This window comes from Pseudomonas sp. F9001 (assembly GCF_013385435.1).
Taxonomy (GTDB): domain Bacteria; phylum Pseudomonadota; class Gammaproteobacteria; order Pseudomonadales; family Pseudomonadaceae; genus Aquipseudomonas.
Genome location: NZ_JACAPX010000005.1, coordinates 110,135 through 124,260, shown reverse-complemented (window position 1 = coordinate 124,260; position 14,126 = coordinate 110,135). Strand labels below are relative to the sequence as shown.

The window sequence follows — 14,126 nt, the reverse complement described above, 5'->3', positions numbered from 1 at the left end:
GGCAAGGCCCTCATTGATAGTCGATGTTCAGCGTGTATTGGCTCTGAAACGCACCCGTCGGTGATTGCCCGGCCGCCAGTTGTGGCTTGAAGCTCAGGTTTACGTCATTGCTGCCCACGCGTAACTGCATAAAGCGCGGGGTAGTGAAGTTCACCGGGTTCAGGGTGTCGGTCCACAGCACCTGCATGTTCAAACCTGCCAGCGAGGTGCGCGTCACACCGGTAGTAGGGCTGACTACCGTCTGGTTTGGAAGCAGGTAGACGTTGGCTCGCATCTGCGCCGAGCATTTAATTGACACTGTGGTCGACTGCATCTGGTTATTGATGTCGCTGTTGCTGATAGAGCCGAAGCGCAGGTTGACGCTGCCGGGTGAACTCAGGCTGCAGGCAGGCGGGACTACGGTGTATGAAAACCCTGTGTTAAGAAACCACTCGCCATAACCCAGCCAGTTTTCCGAGGTAACGCCCAGCAACACCCCTATCCAACGTGTGCCTGCAGTTTGGGGTGCTGTGCCCACCAGAATGTAGCGGTAAGGCACCACAGTATTAAGGGGTAGAGGCCGGCAGTAGCCTCCCAGGCAATTGCGGCTGTATTGGCCGATATTCAGATCGTATAAATAGATGTTGTTATACGGGTCGGACCATCTCAACGGGGCTTGATTCGGGCCGCTCATGTAGTTGATTCGCGTATTTAAACCGGCTGAATAGGGGAATGCGCGGCGAACGGTGCACGTGCCCTCGAAGACGATCCTGATCGCCTGGCCCGGTGTAAACGTGTAGCCGCCGCTCGGAACGCCTGGCACTGTGCAGTTGAGATTCCCTTCGACCAACGCTTGCGCCTGTTGTGAAAGGCAGCTCAATACTGCGCACAACAGCGCAAGCATTAGCCGTCCACGCACCTTATGTGTTGCTTTAACGATCATGTCAGGAATCCTTGGCACCCGACCCACCGGCCGCGCGCTCACATTGAATATTCATTTGGGTGATGCCGCCGTCGGCAGGCGATGTTTCGTCCAGCTTCAATTCACGGCTGCACCACGGCTGGCCGTCGACGCTGACCAACAACCGCGCCTCGGGCGGCACGCCGGTCAGGAACGCGCGGCCTTTGTCGGCCACCAGGGTGTTGCCGAGGGCGCGGCCATCCGGGGCAAACAATTCGGCGCGGGCGGCAAACGGCGCTGCTTCGCCAAGGGGGTCGCTGATGCGAAACAGGATGCGTTGGCCGCGCCGGGTGTCGAAGTCGGCCAGTACAAACGCGCCGCGGTTTGGCGTGACTTCCTGCACCGGCTCGGCGATGTCGACGTCAGACGGCATCGACTGGGTGTCCAGCGACACGCGGTTTTTGCGATAGGGCAGGGCCTGCGGCACCACGGTGTAGCCATTGCTGTTGGTGCGCACACCGCGCTTGTTGCTGATGCCCACGTCGGCGGCGCCCGGTGTGGCGACGATCACATTGGTTTCGCCCAATGGCTGGCTGAACATCAGGTTGCTGCCATACGCCACCACCGAACCTTCGACGCCCATGTCCAGTTGGCGGCTGCCGGTGGTCTCGTTATAGGCACCGCGCACAATCGCGTTGGGCGCGTCGTATTGCGCGGCGAAGGTGCCGCCGGTCTGGCGTTGCGCGCCGCTGACTTGCTGCGACACACCCGCGCTGTAGGCCAGCGTATCTTCCTCGAACGCGTTGCCGCTCAGGGTCGCGGTGCGTGATGCCGAGCCCCGCGCACTCTGGTTCATGTTGGCCGTAACGCGCTGGCTGCGCGTGCCGCCCAGGGGCATGCTGATGCTCAGGGACAGGCTGCGGTCGTCGCTGTTGGCGCCTTTGTTCAGGCCCAGCCCAAGGGAGTAGGAAATGTCCCCGACGCTCGCGCTGTATCCCAATTGGATCGAGGTGTCGGCCTTGCTCTTGTCCCAGTAGGCGGTTTTCGACACGTTGGCATAGACCCCGCCGTAGCCGCCCAATTGCTGCGACACGTTGGCGGTGAAGTTGCTTTTCATGTGGCCGCTGCGGTACGTGTCCAGGGTTTGCTCGGTGCTGCGGCTGTTCAGCGCTTCGTTGAACGAGTAGTAGCCGCCGGTGGAGTAGCGGTAGCCGATCAGGCTGAAGTTGGTGTCGGTGGCCGCCAGGGACTTGGAATAGCGAAAGCGAAACGACTGGCCGCTGGACGTGGTTTTCTCCCGGCCCACGGCGTCGCTGCGGGCGTGGGTCACGTCCACCGAGATCGCGCCAAAGCCGGCAAAGTCGTGGGCAAAACCCAGCAGGCCGGCGTTGTATTGATTACTCAGCAGGCTGCCGCCAAACAGCGTGGTGCTGCCGCTCAAACCGCGTCGTAGGGAGGCCTGGATAAATGTTGGGGTTTGCTGCACAAAGGACGATTGCGCCGGGCGGTATTGGCCGGCGAATACCGAATAGCTTTGCTGGCCTTCGCGCAGCATGTAGGGCACCGACGAGAACGACTGGGTGTAGACCTGGCGCTGGCCGTCCGGGCCTTCCACGGTGACTTCGATGTCGCCATTGCTGGCGGTGGGGTACAGGTCGGTCAAGGCGAACGGCCCCGACGGCACCCATTGCTCATGGATCACATAGCCGCGCTGGCGGATGATCACCCGCGAGCGGCCATTGGCAATGCCGCGAATCACAGGGGCGAATTCGCGGGCCTGGTCGGGCAGCATGTCCAGATCAGAGGCGATGCCCAGCCCGCGATAGGGGATCGCGTCAAACAGGTCGCCTTCGGTGGTGGAATCGCCCAGGGTGGCGATCGCCATCATATTGCCCATGTCGCGCTGGGCGTAGGTTTCCAGCGACTCCCAGCGCCCGGGCGTGGTGCTGCCTTTTTGCCAGGTCGAAAAATTGCGCAGGCGCCAGGCCCCGGCATTCACGCCGCTCCTCAGGCTGCCGAACTGGTCCTGGCGGCGGCCGGTATCGGACTCCACGGTGCTGCCGGTGAAGCTGTAGTTGGTGAAGGCCACCTGTTCGCCGTTACTCCATTGCCGACGGCGCACTTCAAAAGGGATGCTGCCCAGGTAGGCCTGTGGGATTTCAATCGACAGGATCTGGCGGTTGAAGTCGTAGTCGTAGCTCACGCCGGCCAGGCCCTGATCGAACGCAATGCAGGTGGGGTCGGCGTCGGTGCGGTTTTGCAGGGCCGTGTCGGCCACGCCCTGGGCGCGGAAGAACTCGACATCCAGGCAGGGGAACAGGCCGGTGCTCGAGCGTTCCTGGGGGCCGGTGGCGCGGATGAAACGCACATCACGCTGTTCGATCGAGCGCTGGTTGAGCTGGATATCCACCCGGTAAATCCCCGGCAACTGGCCGTCGCTCATGGCGCTGACCTGTTGTTTCACAGCGGCCGAACTCTGCCCGCCGCCGATTTCGAGAAACGACGCATCGAACTCGTAGCCGGCGTGTGCGGGGGCCAGGTGCAAGGCGGCGGCCACGAGCGGGCAGCCGAAAGCCTTCACCGCGCAACGGCGCATGACTGGGAATGAACGGAGCATGGTCGTTCCTGAAAAGGCGTTCCGGGGTTGTCGCGTGGGTATCAGTGAATGCGGATGACGGGGGCGGTCACGATGCTGCCGTAATCATCGATGTAGCTCAGTTGCACTTCATCGCCGGCCTTTGCCTGGATCGGCAGCTCACGCGCTTCGCCTGGGCGCAGCACATCCGGCGCCTGGGTGATCGGCAGGCCGTTGAGCTTCAGTTCGCTGACCACCACGTGCAGCTTGGAGGCGTTATTGACGGCCAATGCACCCGCTTGGGCCTTCCAGTTCACTTGCGCCACCGCGTCCTTGAGCGAACCTTTGAGGCCGGCCGGGCGGTAGAACAGTTTGATCGTGGTCTTGAGCGCGATCTGCAGCACGTTCTTGCCTTTTTGATCGTCGCTCATGGCCGGGATTGCCTTGACGTTCATCAGGAACAGGCTTTCGCGGTCCTGGGGCACTTCTGGGCCACCGGTAAAAATGATGCGCAGGATGTTTTCCTTGTCGGCATCCAGCCGGAACAGCGGCGGCGTGACGATAAAGTTATCGACGCTTTCCTCGTTGCCACTGCCGAAGTGGCTGACCCAGGACTGCACGAGGTAAGGCGAGGTGTCGTCGCGGTTGCTGACGCTCAGGTTGGCTTCGTTGGAAGCGCCGTCGTAGATCAGTCGCGTGGCGCCGACGGTGACGGCGGCGTTGGCGGCGCTGTGCCAGAACGGCAGCAGGGCGAGCAGAAGATAGACTTTCAAACGCATGACAGGGGGACCTCCGGAAGCCCGCGGGCCGGCGCGCGAACGCCTGGCCCACGGTGTTGACGAGCAATTACTTGTAGGTAACGTCGAAGCTGGCCAGCGCGTGCACCTGACCGGTGCTGATGCCGGAGGTGGTCACCGCGTCGTCGCCTTCACCGGTGGTGGTGTCGGCGACGGTGCGCACGTAGGCAGCGGTAAAGTCGAAGGTATTGGACTGTGCACGCAGGTCGTAATCGGCGGTCGGCGTGTTCAGTGGCAGTTTGTTGCCGTTACGGGAGTCGGTGATCTGGATCGCGATGCCGCGCACCTGGTTTTCACCGGTCAGGCCCAGTAATGTCGGGTCGCTGGCGTCTTGCTGGCCGCTGAAGGTGATCGCGACGTTTTTACGGGTCGCGGTGCTGCAGTTGTCCAGGCTGATGGAAAACGGCTTGGCTTTATCGGTGAGCACCGAACCCACGGTGGGCGCGAAGTCAGCGATGCGCACCGGGTCCAGAGTCACCGACTTGTTCACGTCGCCGGTGGTGATGGTGCAGGCGTTATCGGTGACGGAACCGGTGAATTCGATCTGCCCGTCCGCCGCCTGAGCGGTGCCGGCCAGCAACCAGCAAGCGCCGCAGGCGAGGGTGAGTTGGCTCAGTTTGTTCAGCATTGCAGTGCCTCTTTTAAGAGAAGGAAGGTTGTCTGCCTACCCGTCAGGTAAGCCAATCCATAGTGCAATGCTGTGTTTTAGAGGCACATGAGACGAATCTTAAAAACTGGCGAACTGATGGCCGCCCGACCGCTGAGTCCATATAAGGCGCCGAGCGTGATATTCTGCGCGCCATCTTGGTCTAGCCTCTATCGAGTACGTACACCCGTATACGTCCCGGTGGTTAGCTGGCGCCCAGGTAGCTGAAGCCAATAATGATAAGAAGTCAGCGCAGAAGGGACATAAAAGTGAGGTCGATACGTCGGCCTTGTGTGCCCACCCTGCGGTCCCCGAATGAATGTGCACACCCCGCGGTGCGTTGCCTGGCGCAGCGTGATTGAGGGTTGCCCATGATCAGGGGCAGTGGGGCGGATGGCGTTTTATCATAGGTGCTACTGATGTTTAAAAAAGTAAACACTGCCCTGCTGGGGCTGGCTTTGTCGATGGGGATCACTTCCGTTCACGCGGAAGAGGCAAAGAAAGTCGATGTGCTGCTGATCGGCGGCGGCATCATGAGTGCAACCCTGGGTGTGTGGCTCAATGAGCTGCAACCGGACTGGTCGATGGAGATGGTCGAGCGCCTCGATGGCGTGGCCGAAGAAAGCTCCAACGGCTGGAACAACGCCGGTACCGGTCACTCGGCTTTGGCTGAGCTGAACTACACCCCGGAAGACAAGAACGGCAACGTTGAGATCCCGAAAGCGGTCGAGATCAACGAAGCGTTCCAGATCTCCCGTCAGTTCTGGTCCTGGCAGGTTCAGCAGGGCGTCCTGAAGAACCCGCGTTCGTTCATCAACTCCACTCCGCACATGAGCTTCGTGTGGGGCGATGACAACATCAAGTTCCTGAAGAAGCGTTACGAAGCGCTGCAGGCGAGCCCGCTGTTCGCCGGCATGCAGTACTCCGAGGACCCGGCGCAAATCGCCAAATGGGTTCCGCTGATGATGGAAGGGCGTGACCCGAACCAGAAAATCGCGGCCACCTGGACCCCGATCGGTACGGACGTGAACTTCGGCGAGATCACGCGCCAGTTCGTCGCTCACCTGCAAACTACGCCGAAGTTCGACCTGAAACTGTCGAGCGAAGTGCAGGACATCACCAAGAACGCCGATGGCACCTGGCGTGTCAGCTACAAGAACCTGAAAGACGGCACCAAGACTGAAACCGACGCCAAGTTCGTGTTCATCGGCGCGGGCGGCGGTGCACTGCACCTGCTGCAGAAGTCGGGCATTCCTGAAGCCAAGGAATACGCGGGTTTCCCTGTTGGTGGTTCGTTCCTGGTCACCGATAACCCAACGATTGCCGAGCAGCACCTGGCCAAGGCCTACGGTAAAGCTTCCGTTGGCGCACCGCCGATGTCGGTTCCGCACCTGGACACCCGCGTGCTGGATGGCAAGCGCGTGATCCTGTTTGGCCCATTCGCCACCTTCTCGACCAAGTTCCTGAAAGAAGGCTCGTACCTGGACCTGCTGACCAGCACCACCACCCACAACATCTGGCCAATGACCAAAGTCGGTATCCGCGAATACCCACTGGTCGAGTACCTCGCCGGCCAACTGATGCTGTCGGATGACGACCGCTTCAAGGCGCTGCAAGAGTACTTCCCGAACGCCAAGAAAGAAGACTGGCGCCTGTGGCAAGCCGGTCAGCGTGTGCAGATCATCAAGCGTGACGAAGAGCAGGGCGGCGTCCTGAAACTCGGTACCGAAGTGGTCAGCTCCGCCGACAACACCATCGCCGGCCTGTTGGGTGCATCGCCAGGCGCGTCCACCGCGGCTCCGATCATGCTGACCGTGCTGCAGAAAGTGTTCAAGGAACAGGTTGCTTCCCCGGCCTGGCAGGAAAAGCTGCACCAGATCGTGCCTAGCTACGGCACCAAGCTGAACGACAGCCCGGAAGCTGTGGCTAAAGAATGGGCCTACACCGCCAACATTCTGCAGCTGACGCCTCCACCTGCGATTCCGCAGCTGACTGCTCCAAAAGCCACCGAGGCTGCAAAGCCTGCGGCTGAGCCGAGCAAGCCAGCTTCTGACCTCGCGCTGTAAGACGTTGGTGCTGTCCTGATTCAGGGCCTGCGCAACGTAAAAAGCCCGCTGAACCGGTGACGGTCAGCGGGCTTTTTTGCAGGTGTCACCAATGAGCGGGTACTTCGACCTGCCGCTCTGCAGCTGCCAACGCTGCCTTCAGTCCCTCTTTATCCAGAGGTATGCAGTAGGCCGGCTTGGCGCGTTCAAACCGCCAGCTCTCATCCAGCCCACCGGCATCTACTGCGTCGAAGCCGATCTCGTCCAGCAGGGCGATGACTTGCGCCTTGGCTGCCGGGTCATCCGCCGCGACCGGGAGCGCGCGCCGGTCGGGTGCGCCGCGGCTGCGAGCATCCTGGGTCAGGTCCGGCGCCAGGATAGCGTTGAACACTTTCACCACATTTGATTGCGACAGGTGCTCGGCCACCAACCGACTGGTGGTGGTTTCAAAGCGGTCGAGCACGGGAATATGGCCGTCGCGGTTCGGGTAGTAGTTGTTGGCATCCATCACGGTTTTGCCCTCCAGCCACTGCGCCGGCACGCTGCGGTAATGTTCGAACGGAATCGCCAGCAGGACCAGTTCGCCAAATTGCGCGGCGTCTTGCGCAGTACCCACTTGAACCCCACGAATGCCACTCAGCACGCTGCTCATCGACTGCGGGCCGCGGGAGTTGCTCAACATCACTTCATGGCCGGCCGCCAACGCCAACTGCGCAACGGCGCGTCCGATAAAGCCTGCTCCGATAATGCCAATTTTCATGTCGGTGCTCCTGAGTTGAGAGAGACGTTATGATGATTGGCTACTGGATGAGGATAAATGGCCGTTCTGGTCTTGGTGTTGTTACTGGGAGTGGTGAATGATGGACCGCCTTTCAAGCATGAGTGCCTTTGTGATGGCTGCCGAGCAGGGGTCCTACGCCCGTGCTGCGGAACGCCTGGAAATGTCGCCGCAGATGGTAGCCAAGCATGTGGCGGCGCTGGAGCGGCGGCTGGGCGCACGCCTGCTCAACCGCACCACACGCCGGCAAAGCCTGACGGAGTTGGGAAGCGCGTATTACGAGCGCTGCAAACATATCCTGACAGAGGCAGAGGCCGCAGACTCCCTCGCCCAGATCATGAATGACACACCACGGGGCAAGCTCAAGATCAGCGCCCCGGTGACTTTTGGCTCCTACAGCCTGATGCCACTGGTGACCGAATTTTTACGCGACAACCCCGAGGTGGAAATCGACCTGCACCTGACCGACCGGTTTGTCGACCTGGTGGAGGAGGGCTACGAAGTGGCGTTCCGTATCGGCCCGCTGGCGAACAGCAGCCTCACCGCCCGGCCGCTGCAGCCCTACCGCCTGGTGGTCTGTGCGGCACCCAAATACCTGGCCGAGCGCGGCACGCCGCTGACGCCCGCTGACCTTGAACACCACGAGTGCCTGGGATACGCCTACTGGTCACGTCCGGCTGATCGCGAATGGTCGTTCTACCAAGGCGCCGTCCTGCACAAGGCCCAGGTCGCCAGCCGCCTGCACGTGAATGAAAGCCGGGCCTTGATGTCGGCCGCGCGGGATGGTTTCGGGGTTGTGCTGGGGCCTGAGGATTTCTTGCGCTCGGCGCTCAAGAGCGGTGAGTTGGTGCGAGTGCTGCCGGACTATGAGGCGCCAAGTCGGCAGATGCATTTGCTCTACACCGCGAATCGCCAGCGCACCGCCAAGCTGCGGCGATTTGTCGATGCGGTGCTGTTGCGTTTCGGACCACCCTAGACGCTGAAGCCGGCCTTGACCTGCTCATACAGATGCAGTGCCAACAGGTTGCTGCTGTCGCCAAGCAGGTACAGGTGATGCAGCGGCAGCGGCGGCAGTTCAGCTCCAGCAATCTGGCGCGTCAATCCCTTACCCATGCGGCTTTCTTCCACCAACCCCACCGCCATGCCACTGCGGATACACGCTTCAACAGCGGGCGAACTCGCGCTTTCCAGCAGCACCCGATAGTAAGTGCCGTGCTCCTTCAGCGCTCGAATCGCTGCAGCGCGATAAGGGCAACCTGTCAGTTGCACGGCAATCGGCAGTGGCGCCTGCGGTGGGCAGCTGAAGTGTTCGGCGGCCACCCACAGCGGCTGGATTTCTCCCAGGCGCTCGCCTTGTTCCAACGGCTGGGCGCTGACAATCAGGGCCAGGTCCAACTGCCTGCTGGCGAACAGCGTGAGCAGTTCGCCACTGGAGCGCGCCTCTACCTCCAGTTCCAGCAGTGGGTTGTCGGCGACCAGGCGGGGCAGGAACTCCTGCATGAAGTCTGGCGCGTAGGAATCAGGCAAACCCAGGCGAATCTTGCCCTGCATGCGTTGCGGCGTGAGGGAGGCCAGCAAGCGGTCGTGGCTCTTGAGGAATTCGGTGGTTTCGCCCAGGAGTTTCTTGCCGTACATCGTCAGTTCAACCCCCTGGTTGCTGCGGCTGAACAGGCGTTGGCCGACCTGGTCTTCGAGCTTCTGGATCTGCGTGGTCACCGTCGAGGCACTGCGGTGCACATGATTGGCCGCTTCGTTGAATCGCTGGAAGCGCGCCACCGCGTGGAAAGTGCGCAACAGGTCAATATTCAGTTGTTTGCCCATGATTCCACTTTTAAGGATTAGTGGTGCAGATTATTCAAATATACAGAATCATGCGCGGCACTTAGCCTTTTGGTCAATCAAGCGAACCGGAGGCTCAATGAAGCGATCAACCGTGGGGCGGTTGCTGTTACAGGCGGTGTTCGTGCTGTCGTGGAGTTCGGGGTTTATCGGCGCGAAACTGGCGACCCGGAGTGATGGCGTGTTCAACGTGCTGTTCTGGCGTTTCTTGCTGGTGTCGTTGTGCCTGGCGCTGTTTTTGAACGTGCGGCTGCTGAAGGTTTCCTGGGCACAGATCCGCCATCACGCGGTGGTGGGTTTCCTCTCGCAGTTTCTCTATTTGACCTGTGTCTACGTGGCGATCCAGAACGGTTTGCCGCCGGGGATTGCGGCGATCATCGCGGCCCTGCAGCCGTTGATGACGGCGGCGCTGTCATCGGGTAGCCACGCCGAACGCAGCGGCGGCTGGCAGTGGCTGGGGTTGATGATCGGTTTTGCCGGCGTGTCGATCGTCATCTTCGGGCAATACCGCAACAGCGGGGCCGAAGTCGGGTGGGTCATGTATGCATTGCCCCTGGTGTCGGCACTCGGTCTGACCGTGGCCACGCTGTACGAACGGCGGGCGGCCCGCACTGACTCCGGCGACCTGAGCCTGGCATTGTTTATCCAGTCGTTGCTGACCTTGATCGGCTTTGCTGCAGCGGTGCTGTACACCGATACGCTGAGCATTCCGCGGACCCCCGACGTATTGATTTCCATCGTTTGGCTGACGGTGTTCTCTACCTTCGTGGCTTACCTGAGCCTGTGGATGTTGTTGCGCGTAATGACGGCTACCCATGTGGCGACATTGGTGTACCTGGAGCCTCCCGTGACACTGGTGTGGGCGGCACTGATGTTTGGCGATGAGATTCATGCGTCGACGTATGCAGGGATCGCCGTGGTGGTGGCCGGGCTGATTCTGGTGCGACTGAAACAGCCGGTCGCAGTCTGTGCCTCTTGAAAAGGTCAGTTTTTCTTTACCTGCTGTCTGCCCGTGGGTTCAGCAAGCTGACAGTTGGCACCTGTTAAAAAGTCTTATGGCCAAGCAGGAGCGCGGCTGGAACAAGGGGGCATTTTTTTTACCGGTATAAACGCTGGGCGGTTACGCCCGAGGATTCTGTATGTTGTTACGTTATGCGGCATTGGCGGCTTTGGTCGTCGCGGCTTCCGGGTGTGTAGAGGAGCGGGTCGTGCATGATCGACGACCGGTGCAGCGTGAATATGTAGAAGTCGTCGCGCCGCAACCGCCGCCGGTGCAGGTCATCGAGGTCGAGCCCGAAGGGCGGCCAGGTTACCTGTGGTCGCGTGGCTACTGGCGTTGGGAAGGCGGGCGCTATGTGGCGGTTCACGGCCACTGGGAGCCGGTACGGCCAGGTTATCGTTATGTTCACCCGCATTGGGAGCAGCGTAACGACGGCTATCACTGGCAGGGCGGCGGTTGGGTTCGCTGACCGTTTTCCGATGGCTTAAATCGGCTTCTTCGTACCCAGAAGCCGAACTTCCCTGAGCAGCGCCGCGCCCAACTGGCCGGTGCCAAGCTCCTTGTAACCTACCGCTTTAACATCGCCATTCTCTTCCGCCTGGATGAGGATCACCGGTGTTTCCTTGCCGGTGCCTTCGTCGACATGCATGGCGTACTGCGGGATATCCAGCTTGATTGGCGTGCCTGCCGCCTTGCCCTTCACATTGATCAGAAACGCCGCACAACCGGTGTCCACATCCTGACTGGTAGCGGAGCGACCGCTGACGAAGCAGGTGTCGGGCAGGTCGGGCCAGGCGATGGCTTCGGCGAGGGTCAATGGGGACGTTAATGCCAGGCCGGCGAGAAAAAGCGTGCGCACGTTGGTCTTGTCTCTGGATAAAGTCAGTAAGGGCATTTTCTACCAAAGCCTTGACGCTTCTGCAACGCGACGCCTCAGGTCAGCCGCCGCATACCTGTAGCCTTGGCCGCGCTGACATCAAATGTCGCCGTATATTCACAGCCTGCTGCGTGGGCGCAGCGTTCAATCAGGCAGTCGGCGAAATCGGCCCTGGTGCTTGTAAATCGCCGGAGTGCCTGCCAGATAACTTCGGCGTGCTCTACGGTCAGTTCGCGGGTACGCAGCAGCGTCTCCAGGACCGCAACCACTTCACTCTTGGCTGACTGGTAACTGGACTGCAGGACCCACACCAGTTCCACCACTGAAACCAGGCTGACAAAACCCGGCGAGGCAGTGGTGAGCGACTCGATCAGTCTGGATGCCTTTGGCGATTGGACGGGATCATCCTGGGTGACGTAACGCACCAGCACATTGGTATCCAGTCCAATCATCGTGCTTTGGCTCCCTGTGCAGCGATGGCCAGGTTCATTTCTTCGATGCTGACGGGCTTGGCGGGTTTGCGGATCAGCCCTTTGAGGTCCAACACAGTCTTGCTGGCCGCGATGATCGCAAACTTGCCCTCTTCCATTTCGACGAATTCGACCCGGTCGCCAGTGTTCAGCCCAAGTGCGGCCCTGACTTGAACGGGAATGGTTATTTGGCCTTTTGAAGTGAGTGTGGCGGTAGCCATGTTGAAAGCCTCTCTCGTGATATTCCTTACCTTAGGGTAAGGAATAGTGGAGGGCAAGATCCATTGGTCCATAGGTTACTCATCTGGCGTGGGTGGGTCGGAACAGGTAAAACGATAGTCCGAACGTTTCCCGTCGACACGCCTGAAACCAGCCTTAAGAGATACAACATATGACCGACCGCCATCTCATCATCCCTACCTCCATGCACCCCATCGTCGAACGCGCCGGCTACGTCCCGGCGGTAAAAGTCGGCAAGACCCTGTACTGCGCAGGGCAGGTCGGCCGCACGGAAAACCTGGAAGTCATCACCGACCCCGAGGCACAGTTCGTCGCCGCCTGGGAGAGCCTGCGCCTGGTATTGGAGGAGGGGGGCTGTACGTTTGAAGACGTGGTCGACATGACCACCTACCACGTGAACATGAGCGAGCACATGGCGGTTTTCCGTGAAGTGAAAAACCGCCTGTTCCCTCGCGGGTTGTGCGCCTGGACGGTCATTGGCGTATCAGAACTGGCCAACCCGGGCTTGCTGCTGGAGATCAAGTGCGTAGCGGTTCAGCGCTGACTCACTGCACCACACGGTAGCACGGCACGTAGGCGGCGCCGCCTGGCAGTTTCATCCGGTGCTGCTCTACGAACGCCTTCAGCAACTCATCCAGCGGTTTCATGATCGCCGGGTCGCCATGAATCTCATACGGCCCGTTCTGCTCGATCAGGCGGATGCCCTTGTCCTTGACGTTGCCCGCCACAATCCCCGAGAACGCCCGGCGCAGGTTGGCCGCCAGTTCATGGGGCGGCAGCGCGTGGCTCAGTTGCAGGCTGGCCATGTTGGCGTGGGTCGGGTCGAACGGGCGCTGGAAGCCCTCGTCGATCTTCAGCAGCCAGTTGAAGTGGAACGCGTCGTTGCGCTCGCGGCGGAACTGTTTGACCGCTTTCAAGCCGACGGTCATCTGCCGGGCCACTTCAGCCGGGTCATCAATGATGATCTGGTAATGAGCCTGGGCCGCTTCGCCCAGGGTCGCGCCGACAAACGCGTGCAGCTGTTGCAGGTACGGCGCGGCGTGTTTCGGCCCGGTGAGGATCACCGGGAACGGCACGTCGCGGTTGTCCGGGTGCATCAGGATGCCCAGCAGGTACAGGAACTCTTCGGCGGTGCCGGCGCCGCCCGGGAAGATGATGATGCCGTGGCCGACGCGCACGAAGGCTTCCAGGCGCTTTTCGATGTCCGGCAAAATCACCAGCTCATTGACGATCGGGTTCGGCGCCTCGGCGGCGATGATCCCCGGCTCGGTCAGGCCCAGGTAGCGACCGCCGGTAATGCGTTGCTTGGCGTGGGAAATGGTCGCGCCCTTCATCGGGCCTTTCATCACGCCGGGGCCGCAGCCGGTGCACACGTCGAGGCTGCGCAGGCCGAGTTCGTGGCCGACTTTCTTGGTGTATTTGTATTCTTCGGTATTGATCGAGTGCCCGCCCCAGCACACCACGATCTTCGGCTCGACGCCCGGGCGCAGGGTGCGGGCGTTGCGCAGCAGGTGGAACACGTAGTCGGTGATGCCCTGGGAGCTGCTCAGGTCGATGCGCTGGCTGTCCAGTTCGTTTTCGGTGTAGACGATGTCACGCAGGGCGCTGAACAGCATCTCCCGGGTACTGGCGATCATTTCACCATCGACGAACGCGTCAGCCGGTGCATTCAACAGTTCCAGGCGCACGCCACGGTCCTGCTGGTGGATGCGCACTTCGAAATCTTTATAGGCGTCGAGGATGGTCTTGGCGTTGTCGATGTGCGCGCCGGTGTTGAGGATGGCCAGGGCGCATTGACGGAAGAGGGTGTAGATGCTGCCGGTACCGGCTTCGCTCAGTTGCTGGACTTCACGTTGCGACAGCGTTTCAAGGCTGCCTTTAGGGCTTACGGAGGCATTGATGACTTGTCTTTGGGGCATTCTGATTCCCTGAAAGCACAGCCACCGGACCAGGCATGGCCAGTGGCTTGAGGATAGTGC

15 protein-coding genes are annotated in these 14,126 nt (G+C 60.8%); 5 read left to right on the top strand and 10 right to left on the bottom strand.

Annotated elements, in window-relative coordinates; translation table 11 throughout:
* Positions 1–10: 10 nt before the first annotated feature.
* The 4 genes from HX818_RS03545 to HX818_RS03530 all read right to left on the bottom strand — a co-directional run bounded on the left by HX818_RS03545 (position 11) and on the right by HX818_RS03530 (position 4,880).
* Entirely contained in the window at positions 11–922 is a 912-nt protein-coding gene (locus HX818_RS03545; protein WP_256346282.1) for a fimbrial protein, read from the bottom strand.
* A gap of 1 nt (position 923) precedes the next feature.
* A complete protein-coding gene (locus tag HX818_RS03540; protein ID WP_177019509.1) occupies positions 924–3,497 on the bottom strand; it encodes a fimbria/pilus outer membrane usher protein in 2,574 nt (857 codons plus the stop codon).
* A 41-nt stretch (positions 3,498–3,538) separates the two neighbouring features.
* Positions 3,539–4,234 carry a molecular chaperone gene (locus HX818_RS03535; protein ID WP_177019508.1) on the bottom strand — a complete coding sequence of 232 codons (696 nt, stop codon included), beginning with the start codon at positions 4,232–4,234 and terminating at the stop codon, positions 3,539–3,541.
* Between the two features lie 67 nt (positions 4,235–4,301).
* Entirely contained in the window at positions 4,302–4,880 is a 579-nt protein-coding gene (locus tag HX818_RS03530) for a fimbrial protein (protein ID WP_003218890.1), read from the bottom strand.
* Positions 4,881–5,317: 437 nt separating this feature from the next.
* On the opposite strand from HX818_RS03530, the gene mqo reads away from it, so the two are divergent.
* Positions 5,318–6,964 (top strand): malate dehydrogenase (quinone), encoded by a 1,647-nt coding sequence (gene mqo / locus HX818_RS03525; protein ID WP_003218888.1) that lies wholly within the window; start codon positions 5,318–5,320, stop codon positions 6,962–6,964.
* A gap of 85 nt (positions 6,965–7,049) precedes the next feature.
* Here the strand turns inward: mqo and HX818_RS03520 are convergent, their stop codons facing one another.
* Positions 7,050–7,703, bottom strand: coding sequence for an NADPH-dependent F420 reductase (locus HX818_RS03520; RefSeq protein ID WP_008437644.1), 654 nt, complete (start codon positions 7,701–7,703; stop codon positions 7,050–7,052).
* Between the two features lie 97 nt (positions 7,704–7,800).
* Between HX818_RS03520 and HX818_RS03515 the strand changes: the two genes are divergently transcribed.
* Positions 7,801–8,697 (top strand): LysR family transcriptional regulator, encoded by an 897-nt coding sequence (locus tag HX818_RS03515; protein ID WP_177019507.1) that lies wholly within the window; start codon positions 7,801–7,803, stop codon positions 8,695–8,697.
* Here the strand turns inward: HX818_RS03515 and HX818_RS03510 are convergent.
* Positions 8,694–9,542: a LysR substrate-binding domain-containing protein gene (locus HX818_RS03510; protein ID WP_177019506.1), complete on the bottom strand. Its 849-nt coding sequence runs from the start codon at positions 9,540–9,542 to the stop codon at positions 8,694–8,696. The genes HX818_RS03515 and HX818_RS03510 overlap by 4 nt on opposite strands.
* A 97-nt stretch (positions 9,543–9,639) precedes the next feature.
* Between HX818_RS03510 and HX818_RS03505 the strand changes: the two genes are divergently transcribed.
* Positions 9,640–10,539, top strand: a complete 900-nt coding sequence (locus tag HX818_RS03505; protein ID WP_177019505.1) for a DMT family transporter — start codon at positions 9,640–9,642, stop codon at positions 10,537–10,539.
* Positions 10,540–10,699: 160 nt separating this feature from the next.
* On the top strand, positions 10,700–11,029 hold the full coding sequence (locus HX818_RS03500; RefSeq protein ID WP_023659079.1) for a YXWGXW repeat-containing protein: 330 nt from the start codon (positions 10,700–10,702) through the stop codon (positions 11,027–11,029).
* A 15-nt stretch (positions 11,030–11,044) separates the two neighbouring features.
* On the opposite strand, the gene HX818_RS03495 is transcribed toward HX818_RS03500, so the two are convergent.
* The 3 genes from HX818_RS03495 to HX818_RS03485 all read right to left on the bottom strand — a co-directional run bounded on the left by HX818_RS03495 (position 11,045) and on the right by HX818_RS03485 (position 12,200).
* Entirely contained in the window at positions 11,045–11,419 is a 375-nt protein-coding gene (locus HX818_RS03495) for a hypothetical protein (protein ID WP_032899669.1), read from the bottom strand.
* 74 nt (positions 11,420–11,493) lie between these two features.
* The gene (locus tag HX818_RS03490; protein WP_177019504.1) at positions 11,494–11,889 is read right to left on the bottom strand and encodes a PIN domain-containing protein; all 396 of its coding nucleotides are present in this window, start codon (positions 11,887–11,889) and stop codon (positions 11,494–11,496) included.
* Positions 11,886–12,200, bottom strand: coding sequence for an AbrB/MazE/SpoVT family DNA-binding domain-containing protein (locus HX818_RS03485; RefSeq protein ID WP_177019503.1), 315 nt, complete (start codon positions 12,198–12,200; stop codon positions 11,886–11,888). Before HX818_RS03485 ends, HX818_RS03490 begins: the two co-directional genes overlap by 4 nt.
* Before the next feature lie 98 nt (positions 12,201–12,298).
* Here HX818_RS03485 and HX818_RS03480 point away from each other — a divergent pair, with 98 nt between their 5' ends.
* A complete protein-coding gene (locus HX818_RS03480) occupies positions 12,299–12,691 on the top strand; it encodes a RidA family protein (protein WP_177019502.1) in 393 nt (130 codons plus the stop codon).
* A 1-nt stretch (position 12,692) separates the two neighbouring features.
* Here the strand turns inward: HX818_RS03480 and ppnN are convergent, their stop codons facing one another.
* The gene (gene ppnN, locus HX818_RS03475) at positions 12,693–14,066 is read right to left on the bottom strand and encodes a nucleotide 5'-monophosphate nucleosidase PpnN (protein ID WP_003218868.1); all 1,374 of its coding nucleotides are present in this window, start codon (positions 14,064–14,066) and stop codon (positions 12,693–12,695) included.
* Positions 14,067–14,126: the final 60 nt, after the last annotated feature.